The following is a 9,881-nucleotide window of genomic DNA, read 5'->3' on the forward strand; positions in this document are numbered from 1 at the left end:
CTTCCGATTATCTGAACTATCCATTACCGTGACGTTTCGTGCCGAGGTCAGCGTCACGAAAGGGACAAGATGCACGGTCTTGTGTGGGATGGTGACGCGCTGAGCGCCGTCGACGATCTCGAGGTACGCGAGCCTCTCGCCGGAGAGGTGGCCGTGGAGATCGAGGCCGCGGGCCTGTGCCACAGCGATCTGAAGCCGCTCGACGGCGACATCCCCCAGGCGCTCCCGGTCGTGCTCGGCCACGAGGCGTCCGGCGTCGTCGTCGCCTGCGGCCCCGGCGTGGACCTGCCTCCAGGGCAGCGGGTCGTGCTGACGGTGCTCCGCACCTGCGGCGTCTGCCCCGCCTGCCGGTCCGGGCGGCCGACGCTCTGCCGCCGCGACCCGGGCGGTGACACCACCCCGTTCCTCCGCCACGGCGCCCCCGTGCACCAGTTCGTCCGGCTGGGCGCCTTCGCGCGGCGCACCGTCGTCGGCGCGCGGCAGGTGATCCCGGTCCCCGACACGATCCCGGCGGCCACCGCCGCCCTGCTGGGCTGCGCGGCCGTCACCGCCTTCGGCGCCGTCGAGGAACGCGCCAGGGTCACACGCGGGGAGTCGGTCCTGGTGATCGGGGCCGGCGGCATCGGCCTGAGCGTCGTCCAGGCGGCCCGCGCGGCCGGCGCGGGACGGATCGTCGTCGCCGACCAGAACCCGCGCAAGGAGGACATCGCGCTGCGGCTCGGGGCCACCGACTTCTGGGTCACCGGCACCGCCGCCGAGCTCGCGGCCCTCGCCGGGCGGCTCTCCCCGGACGGTTTCGACGCGGTCTTGGAGTGCGTGGGCCGCGCGGACCTGCTGGCGGCCGCCGTCGAGGCGCTGGCGTGGGGCGGCCGTGCCGTGATCGTCGGACTGCCGCCCACCGGCACCCAGGTGACCTTCGGCGTCCGCTCGCTCTTCCACGACCAGACCCTGCTCGGCTGCCGCATGGGCTCGGTCGACCCGCACACGGCCATACCCCGGCTGGCCGAGCGCTACCTCGCCGGTGAGCTGCCCCTCGACCGGCTCGTCACCAAGGTCGTGCCGCTGTCGGAGGGGGCCGAGCTGGTCGCCGCGCTGCGGGCGGGTGAGCTGGACCGTGGTGTCTTCAGCCTGGAAGGGGCGCTGTGATGATCGCCGAGGCGACCGCGTTGATCGCGGGTGAGCCGTACGCGCCGGGTCCCCGGTACGAGACCGTCGACCCGACGACCGAACGCGTCATCGCGACCGTCGCGGACTGCTCCGTGGAGGACGCCGACGTCGCGATACGCGCCGCCGCCGGCGCGGCGCCCGCCTGGGCCGCCCTGCCGCTGGACCGGCGCCGCGAGGCGCTCGGGACGGCCGCGGAACACCTGGACGCGCGCCGCGAGGAACTGGTCGCCCTGGCCGTCGCCGACACGGGCGCACGCCCGCCGGTCGCCCGCGAGACCCAGGTCGGCGCGGCGATCGAACGGCTGAGGTCCTGGTCGCGGATGCCGGCGGAGACGCTGGCGATGGACGGGCCAGGGGAACGCGGCGGCGTCGGCGCCCGGCTGCGCCGCGCCCCGGTGGGCGTCGTGGCGTGCATCAGCCCGTACAACTTCCCGCTGCTGGCGATGGTCGGCAAGGTCGCGCCGGCGCTGTTCGCCGGCAACACGGTGGTCATGAAGCCCGCGCCGCAGGACCCCCTCCTGGTCGTCGCGCTGGCGGAGGCGCTGCGCGACGGGCTCGCCGCCGTGGGCGCGCCCGCCGCCGCGGCCTGCCTGCTGACCGGCGCGAGCGCCGAGCTCGGTGCCGCCCTCGTCCGCCACGACCTCGTACGCGCCGTCTCCTTCACCGGCAGCACGGCCGTCGGCACGCAGATCCACCGGGACGCCGCGCCCGGCATGAAACGCCTCCTGCTCGAACTCGGCGGGAAGGGCGCCTGCCTCGTACGCGAGGACGCGGACCTGGACGCGGTGATCGAGGCGGTCACCCGGACCTGGACGATCCAGTCCGGGCAGGTGTGCCTCACCACGTCCCGGGTCATCGCGGCCGACGGCGTCCACGACGCGCTGGTCGCACGCCTGGGGGAGCGGCTGGCCTCCCTGCGCGTCGGGGATCCGCGCGACCCGGCGACCGACGTGGGCCCGCTCATCTCCGCCGCGCAGCGAGGACGCGTGGAGTCGCTCGTCGACGGCGCCCGGGCGGAGGGCCGCCAGGTGATCCAGGGCGCCCCCGGACCGGACACCGGCTACTTCACCGCCCCCACCCTCGTCCTGGACTGCGTCCCGGAGAACCGGATCATGCAGGAGGAGGTCTTCGGTCCCGTCCTTTGCGTCATGCGCACCCACGACGACGAGGAGGCCGTGGCGGCGGTCAACAGCACCCGGTACGGGTTGTCGGACTACATCTTCTCCGCCGACGTCACCAGGGCCCGCGCCCTCGCGGAGCTGCTCGACTCCGCCCAGGTCGGCATCAACACCGTCCGACGGCACGCCGGCGCCCCGTTCGGCGGCAACCGCGCGAGCGGCGTGGGCCGGTCCGGCGGCCGGTACGCCCTCGACGCGTACACCGACATCCAGACGATCAACGAACCGGCGAGCGGGAGCGATGCGATGGCAGACGGGAACCGCCGTGCTTGAGGTACGCGGCCTCACCGTCGACTTCGGCGGGGTACGGGCCCTGGACGGGGCGACGCTGACCGTGGAGTGCGGCTCGGTCACCGCGCTGATCGGCCCGAACGGCGCCGGCAAGACCACCTTCTTCAACTGCGTCACGGGCCTGTACCCGACCCACGGCGGCAGCGCCACGTGGCGCGGGAAGGAGCTGATCGGGCTGCCCCCGCACGGGATCGCCCGTACCGGCCTGAGCCGTACGTTCCAGAACCTGGCCCTGTTCCCCTCGATGACGGTGCTGGAGAACGTGCTCGTGGGCGCGCACCTGCTCGGCCGCGCCGGTTTCCTGCGCGGCACGCTGCGACCGCCGGGCGTCCGCGCCGAGGAGCGGCGCACGCGGCGCGCGGTCGAGGAGGTCATCGAGGAGATCGGCCTGTCGGAGGTGCGCGACGAGCCGGTCGCCGGCCTGCCGTACGGGACGATGAAGCGGGTCGAGATGGCCCGCGCGCTCGCCTCCGGCCCCGAGCTCCTCCTGCTGGACGAGCCCGCGGCCGGCCTGTCGGACTCGGAGGTGGAGGACCTCCGGCGGCTGATCCTCGGCGTCAGTGAGCGCCGCGACCTCACCGTCCTCCTGGTCGAGCACCACATGGGCCTGGTCATGAGCATGTGCGGGCACGTCGCGGTGATGAACTTCGGCCGGACCATCGCCGAGGGCGCCCCGGCCGAGGTGCAGGCCGATCCCGCCGTCGTCGAGGCCTACCTCGGGGAGTCGGCATGAGCTACCTGAGCGTGTGCGGCCTGACCGCCGGATACGGCCCGGTACGGGTGCTGCGCGAGGTCTCCCTCGATGTCGAGCGCGGGGCCGTCGTCGCCGTCCTCGGCGCCAACGGCGCGGGCAAGACCACCCTGCTGCGGGCGCTGTCGGGCCTGCTTCCCGGCTGCCGAGGCGAGATCACCTTCGACGGGACCTCCCTCATCGGCCGCCGGCCCGAGCGGATCGCCCGGCTCGGCCTGTCCCACGTCCCGGAGGGGCGGGGCACCTTCCCCGAGCTCACCGTCGAGGAGAACCTCGCGGTCGGCGCCCTGCTCAGCCCCGACCGGGCCGCCGTGCGCAAGGACACCGACCGGATGTATGAGCTGTTCCCGCCGCTGGCCGAACGCCGCAGGCAGCCGGCCGGCCTGCTGTCCGGCGGCGAGCAGCAGATGCTGGCGCTCGCTCGCGCGCTGCTGTCCAAGCCGCGCCTGCTGCTGCTGGACGAGCCGTCGATGGGCCTGGCGCCCATGGTCGTACGGCAGATCTTCGAGGTGCTGCGGGTCGTCGCCGACGACGGCCTGACCTGCCTGCTGGTGGAGCAGAACGCGCGGCTGGCGCTGGAGATGGCCGGCTACGCGTACGTCCTCACCGTCGGCTCGATCACCGCGGAGGGACCGGCCGCGGAACTGGCCGGCGACGAGACCATCCGCAAGGCATACCTGGCGCTGTGAGGAGGACGAGATGCGACACCTGATCCAGACGCTCATCGACGGCGTCGCCAGCGGCATGATCTACGGCAGCCTCGCGCTCGCGCTCGTGCTGATCCACCGGGCCACCCGGATCCCCAACTTCGCCCAGGGCGAGATGGCGATGCTGTCCTCCTACATCGCCTGGGAGCTGATCGCCAACGGCGTCCCCTGGGCCGCCGCGGTCGCGATCACCCTGGTCGTGTCGATGGCCGGCGGCTACGGGCTGCAGCGGGGCCTCATCCGCTGGGTCGAGCGAGGCGCCCACCTGACCCAGGTGATGGTGACGCTGGGCGTGCTCATGGTGGTGAACGGCTCGGTCGGCCTGCTGTGGGGCTACTCGCCCAAGACGCTCGACAGCCCGTTCCCCTCCGGCGCGGTGCGGATCGGCGGGATCGTGACGTCCTGGCAGGCGATCGGCATGGTCCTGGTGACCCTCGGGATGCTCCTCCTGCTCTACCTGCTGCTGAGCCGCTCCCGGCTCGGCCTGCGGCTCCGCGCCGCGGCGCAGAACCCCACCTCGGCCCGGCTGGCCGGGATCGACGTCGGGCGCGCGTACGGGATCGGCTGGGGCCTGTCGGCGGTGGTCGGCGCCGCGGCCGGGGTGATGGTCGCCCCGCAGACCGGGCTCGACCCGAACTTCATGTTCCCCGTGCTGCTGTACGCCTTCGCGGGGGCCACGGTCGGCGGCTTCGACTCGCCCGGCGGCGCGGTCCTCGGCGGTGTCCTGGTCGGCGTCGTCGAGGCCCTGACCGCGACGTACGTCGGGTTCATCGGCACCGAGCTGTCCCTCACCGTCGCGCTGGTGACGATCGTCGCGGTGCTCCTCGTCCGCCCGCAGGGCCTGTTCGGCAGGAAAGAGGTGGCGCGGGTATGACCGGGAGCAGGAACGCACTGCTGAGAGCGGCGGCGCTCGTCGCGATGGTCGCGTGCACGTTCACCGTGAGCGACTACGAGCTGAGCCTGTTCGCCCAGGTCGCGCTGACCGCGGTCGCGCTGCTCGGGCTGAACCTCCTGGTCGGCTACTGCGGTCAGCTCTCGCTGGGCCACGGCGCGTTCTACGCCATCGGCGCGTACACGGCCGCGATCCTCATCACCCGTACGAGCGTGGGCTACCTCTGGACGCTGCCGGCCGCCGCCGTGGTCGGCTTCCTCGTCGGGCTGGTCGTCGGGATCCCGGCCGTACGGCTGCGCGGGTTCAGCCTCGCGCTCGTCACGCTGGCGCTCGCGATCGCCCTGCCACAACTGCTGAAACGCTTCGGCAGCGTGACCGGCGGCCAGCTCGGCATCACCGTGCCACGGCCCGCCCCGCCCGGCGGCCTCACGACCGACCAGTGGACCTACCTCATCGCGGTCGTCGTGGTCTTCGTCGTCTTCCTCGGCGTACGCAACCTCGTGTCGAGCCGGATCGGCTCGGCCCTGGTCGCGGTGCGCGACAACGAGCCGGCCGCCGGTGCGATGGGCATCGCGGTCGCCCGTACCAAGGTCATGACGTTCGCGGTCAGCGCCGGCCTCACCAGCCTCGCCGGCGGGCTCGCCACGCTCGTGACCGGATACGTCAGCCCGGACAGCTTCAACATGCTCCTGTCGGTCAACCTCGTCGCCGGCATCGTCCTCGGCGGGCTCGGCACCGTGTGGGGCGCGGTGATCGGCGCGGCGTTCCTGACCTTCCTGCCGCTCTACACCACCGACATCTCCCAGACCGCGCCCGGCATCGTCAACGGCCTGGTCATCATCGCCTTCCTCCTGCTGCTCCCCGACGGCGTGGCGGGCTTCCTGACACGCCACGCGCGGCGCCTCCGTTCCCGGATCGGCACGCCGCGCTCCTCATCCGTCCCAGACTCCGAACCCGACTCCGAACCCGTTCGTACCTGACCCCATCATCGGCGGACCGCGGGTGACCCTTCCGGCACCCGCGGGGGTCAGCCACACCCCGAATCAGAAGTCTCCCCAACAGAAGGGCAGTCCCATGCGCGAACACCTGCGGGTCGGGGCCATGGCCGTCGCGGCCGTCTCGGCACTGGCGCTCTCGGGCTGTGGCCGGTCCTCGGGCGGCGGCTCGGCCGACCCGGGAATCACCGACACGACCGTCAAGCTCGGCGCGTTCTCGCCGCTGTCCGGGCCCGGCGCCGTGGCCAGCACCGCGACCAAGGGCAGCCAGGCGTACTTCAAGTACCTCAACGCCGAGAAGGGTGGCGTCACGTTCGCGGACGGGAAGACCCGCAAGATCGACTACACCGTCTACGACAGCCAGAACTCGCCGGCGGTCGCCCTCCAGGAGACGCGCAAGCTCGTCGAGCGGGACAAGGTGTTCGCCACGTACGGCGACAACGGCACGGCGACGAACCTCGCGGTCCGCGACTACCTCAACCAGCAGAAGACCCCGCAGCTCTTCCTGGTCGGCGGCGCGAGCGCGTTCGGCGCCGACAGCGCGAAGTACCCCTGGACGATGCCCTGGCAGCTCGACTACCTCTCCCAGGGCAAGGCGATGGGCCAGTACCTCGTCAAGACCAAGCCGTCGGCGAAGATCGCGGTCCTCTACCAGAACGACGACTACGGCAAGGACTACGTCAAGGGCTTCAAGGAGGGGCTCGGCGCCAAGGCGAGCCAGATCGTGAAGGAGTCGAGCTATGAGCTCACCGACTCCACGGTCAACAACCAGATCTCCAACCTCAAGGACAGCGGCGCCGACACTTTCGCCGACTTCAGCATCGACAAGTTCACCACTCAGGCGATCAAGCAGTCCGCCGCGCTCGACTGGCATCCGCTGCACCTGCTCGGCAGTTCGGGCACCGCTGTCGTGCCGGCCACCGGCGCGCTCGGCAAGGGCATCATCAGCACCGCCTACCTGAAGGTCGTGACCGACCCGACGCTGGCCACCGACCCGGCCGTCACCGAGTACCGCCGGATCATCGGAAAGTACGCCGGCGCGGGCGTCCCGGCGGACGACCAGGGCGTGGTGTACGGCGTGGCCGAGGCGCAGACGCTGGAGCACGTGCTGGAGCAGACCAAGGCGCCGACCCGCACCGCGCTGATGGACGCCGCCAAGAGCATCAAGGGCTACGTCTGCCCGCTGCTGCTGAACGGCATGACGGTCGACACCTCGCCGACGGACTACTTCCCGCTCCAGCAGAGCCAGGTCCGTGAGTTCGACGGCAAGACCTGGGAGCTCAAGGGAGGCGTCATCGATGCCGCGGCCGGCTGACCTCGCCGGGCGGGTGTGCGTGGTCACCGGTGCCGGACGCGGGCTCGGCCGCGCGTACGCCGGCGACCTGGCCGCGCGCGGCGCGAGCGTCGTGGTCAACGACGTGGGCGCCGCGCTGGACGGGAGCGGCGGCGACGGCTCCCTGGCCGAGTCGGCCGCCGCGGAGATCCGGGCGGCCGGCGGCGAGGCGGTGGCCAGCACCGACGACGTCGGCGACTGGGACGGCGCCGCCGCGCTCATCGACCAGGCGGTCCGGTGCTACGGGCGGCTCGACGTGCTCGTCAACAACGCGGGGATCCTGCGGGACCGGACCATCGCGAAGATGAGCGAGGAGGAGTGGGACTCGGTGCTCCGCGTCCATCTCAAGGCCACCTACGCCACGACTCGCTGGGCGACCCGGCACTGGCGCGATCGCGCCGGTTCCGGGGCCGTCCACGGCCGCCTGATCAACACCACCTCGGTGTCCGGGCTGTTCGGCAATCCCGGGCAGGCCAACTACGCGGCGGCGAAGGCGGGCATCGCGGCGTTCACCACGGTCGCCGCGCTCGAACTGGCCCGCCTCGGCGTCACGGCCAACGCCGTCTCGCCCGGGGCCGCCACCCGCATGACGGCCACCATCCCCGGCCGGACCGGTGGGGAGCAGGACGACCGGCGCTCGCCGCGCTGGGTGGCCGCGGTGGTCGGGTGGCTGGCCTCGCGGAGCTCGGACGGTGTCACGGGGCGCGTCTTCCTCACCTCCGGTCGCCGGCTCGCGGTGGCCGAGGGCTGGCACGTGGGACCGTTCGCGGACCCGGTCGCCGAGCCCGGCGAGGTCGACACGGTGCTCCGCGGCCTGCTGTCGCGGGCCCGGCCGGAGGCCGACCTGTACGGCGGCGAACGGGCCGCGCCGGAGATGGCCGCGGACCCGGCCGGCGGCCGCACGTGACGGAGACGCGCGTCGCGACGCGGCCGTGGTCGAGCCCGCCGCCCGAGCCGGTCCCGACCCCGCAGACGGTTCCATACTGGGAGTTCACCGCGCGGGGGATCCTGGCGCTGCGGCGCTGCCGCTCGTGCGCGGCCGTCTTCCACCGGCCGGTGGGCGGCTGCCCGGAGTGCGGCGCGGAGGAGGCCGCGTGGTTCCCCGCCTCGGGGCGGGCCACGCTGTTCTCGTACGTGATCGTGCACCGGGGCGAGGGCGCCTTCGCCGACCGCGTCCCGTACGCGGTGGCACTGGTCCGGCTCGCCGAGGGCCCGGTCATGGTGACCGGCGTCGTGGACGTCGCGCAGACGCCGGAGGCGCTCCGGCTGGACATGCCGTTGCGGGTCCGCTTCGAGCCCCGGGGCGGGTACGCGCTGCCGGTGTTCGCCCCCGAACCGGAGGCGGGCCCGTGAGCGGTGTGGCGATCGTCGGCGCCGCCGAGACCGACCGGATCGGGTCGGTCCCGGACCGGTCCGCCCTGGAGCTCGCGGTCGAGGCGGGCCGCCGGGCGCTGGCCGACGCCGGCCTGGGAGCCGCCGCCATCGACGGCGTGGCCGGGGCGTCGGTTCCGCAGCAGGTCGCGTACGCCCTCGGGATCGAGCCGCGCTGGATCGACACCACCAACGTCGGCGGGTGCTCGTTCCTGGCGCACGTACGCCACGCGGCGGCGGCGATCCATGCCGGGTACGCGAGCACCGTCCTGATCACCCATGGCGAGTCGGGACGGTCGCGGGTCGGCACGCCGCCACGGCCGCCCGACCCGGCGTCGCTCACCGGGCAGTTCGAGGCGCCGTACGGCGCGCGGGCGCCCTTCACCCGCTTCACATTGCCCGCGCTGCGGTACATGAAGACGTACGGGCTGACCGGGGAGCACCTGGCGGCCGTCGCGGTCGCGCAGCGGCGGTGGGCGGCCCGCAACCCGCGGGCGATGCGGCGGGAGCCGCTCACGGTGGCCGGCGTCCTGGCCTCCCCGCTCGTCGCCTACCCCTTCCACCGCCCGGAGTGCTGCCTGGTCACCGACGGCGGCGGCGCGCTGGTGGTGTCCGCTGCGGAGCGCGCGGGAGACGCCGCGCGGGCGGTGCGGGTGCTCGGCACCGGGGAGAGCCTGGAGGCCCCGCTCGTGGCCGGCATGGCCGACTTCACCTCCTCGGCGGCGGCGCGCCGCGCGGCGGCCGACGCCTTCGGTGAGGCCGGGCTGACGCCCGCCGACGTGGACCACGTCATGTGCTACGACGCGTTCGCGCACCTGCCGATGGTGGGGCTGGAGAGCATGGGCTTCCTGGAACCGGGCGCGGCGGGGGGCTTCTACGCCGGAGGCTGCGCGAGTCCCGGCGGCACGCTGCCGGTGAACACCAACGGCGGCGGCCTGTCCTACACCCACACCGGCATGTACGGGATGTTCGCGATCCAGGAGGCGGTCCGGCAGCTGCGCGGCGAGGCCGCGGCGCAGGTGCCGGGCGTGGAGGTCAGCACCGTGCTCGGATTCGGTGGGATGTTCGCCGCCGCGGCGGTGTTGGTGCTGGCCAGATGGGGTGAGCGGCCCTCGGGCTCCCTTGACCGGGCGACGGCGGCGCGCGTACCGTGACAACCACTGAATAAAATGTGATTTCACTGACTAGAATTGAGA

At 73.2% G+C, this 9,881-nt stretch carries 10 protein-coding genes; all 10 read left to right on the forward strand.

Features of this window, described 5'->3' with window-relative positions:
- Window positions 1-69: 69 nt before the first annotated feature.
- The 10 genes from QWU11_RS27440 (at window position 70) to QWU11_RS27485 (ending at window position 9,839) form a co-directional block, all read left to right on the forward strand.
- On the forward strand, window positions 70-1,146 hold the full coding sequence (locus QWU11_RS27440; protein ID WP_290117314.1) for an alcohol dehydrogenase catalytic domain-containing protein: 1,077 nt from the start codon (window positions 70-72) through the stop codon (window positions 1,144-1,146).
- Window positions 1,146-2,618 (forward strand): aldehyde dehydrogenase family protein, encoded by a 1,473-nt coding sequence (locus QWU11_RS27445; protein ID WP_290117315.1) that lies wholly within the window; start codon window positions 1,146-1,148, stop codon window positions 2,616-2,618. Before QWU11_RS27440 ends, QWU11_RS27445 begins: the two co-directional genes overlap by 1 nt.
- Complete coding sequence (locus QWU11_RS27450) at window positions 2,611-3,369, forward strand: ABC transporter ATP-binding protein (RefSeq protein ID WP_290117316.1); 759 nt, start codon at window positions 2,611-2,613, stop codon at window positions 3,367-3,369. The genes QWU11_RS27445 and QWU11_RS27450 overlap by 8 nt, the downstream gene beginning before the upstream one ends.
- On the forward strand, window positions 3,366-4,076 hold the full coding sequence (locus tag QWU11_RS27455) for an ABC transporter ATP-binding protein (protein ID WP_290117317.1): 711 nt from the start codon (window positions 3,366-3,368) through the stop codon (window positions 4,074-4,076). The genes QWU11_RS27450 and QWU11_RS27455 overlap by 4 nt, the downstream gene beginning before the upstream one ends.
- A 10-nt stretch (window positions 4,077-4,086) precedes the next feature.
- A complete protein-coding gene (locus QWU11_RS27460) occupies window positions 4,087-4,968 on the forward strand; it encodes a branched-chain amino acid ABC transporter permease (protein ID WP_290117318.1) in 882 nt (293 codons plus the stop codon).
- Window positions 4,965-5,966 carry a branched-chain amino acid ABC transporter permease gene (locus QWU11_RS27465; protein WP_290117319.1) on the forward strand — a complete coding sequence of 334 codons (1,002 nt, stop codon included), beginning with the start codon at window positions 4,965-4,967 and terminating at the stop codon, window positions 5,964-5,966. Before QWU11_RS27460 ends, QWU11_RS27465 begins: the two co-directional genes overlap by 4 nt.
- Window positions 5,967-6,060: 94 nt before the next feature.
- Entirely contained in the window at window positions 6,061-7,296 is a 1,236-nt protein-coding gene (locus QWU11_RS27470) for an ABC transporter substrate-binding protein (RefSeq protein ID WP_290117320.1), read from the forward strand.
- Window positions 7,280-8,221 carry an SDR family NAD(P)-dependent oxidoreductase gene (locus QWU11_RS27475; RefSeq protein WP_290117321.1) on the forward strand — a complete coding sequence of 314 codons (942 nt, stop codon included), beginning with the start codon at window positions 7,280-7,282 and terminating at the stop codon, window positions 8,219-8,221. Before QWU11_RS27470 ends, QWU11_RS27475 begins: the two co-directional genes overlap by 17 nt.
- On the forward strand, window positions 8,218-8,667 hold the full coding sequence (locus QWU11_RS27480) for an OB-fold domain-containing protein (RefSeq protein WP_290117322.1): 450 nt from the start codon (window positions 8,218-8,220) through the stop codon (window positions 8,665-8,667). Before QWU11_RS27475 ends, QWU11_RS27480 begins: the two co-directional genes overlap by 4 nt.
- Window positions 8,664-9,839, forward strand: a complete 1,176-nt coding sequence (locus QWU11_RS27485; protein WP_290117323.1) for a thiolase — start codon at window positions 8,664-8,666, stop codon at window positions 9,837-9,839. The genes QWU11_RS27480 and QWU11_RS27485 overlap by 4 nt, the downstream gene beginning before the upstream one ends.
- Window positions 9,840-9,881: the final 42 nt, after the last annotated feature.

Source organism: Actinomadura sp. DC4 (assembly GCF_030406325.1).
Lineage (GTDB): Bacteria > Actinomycetota > Actinomycetes > Streptosporangiales > Streptosporangiaceae > Actinoallomurus.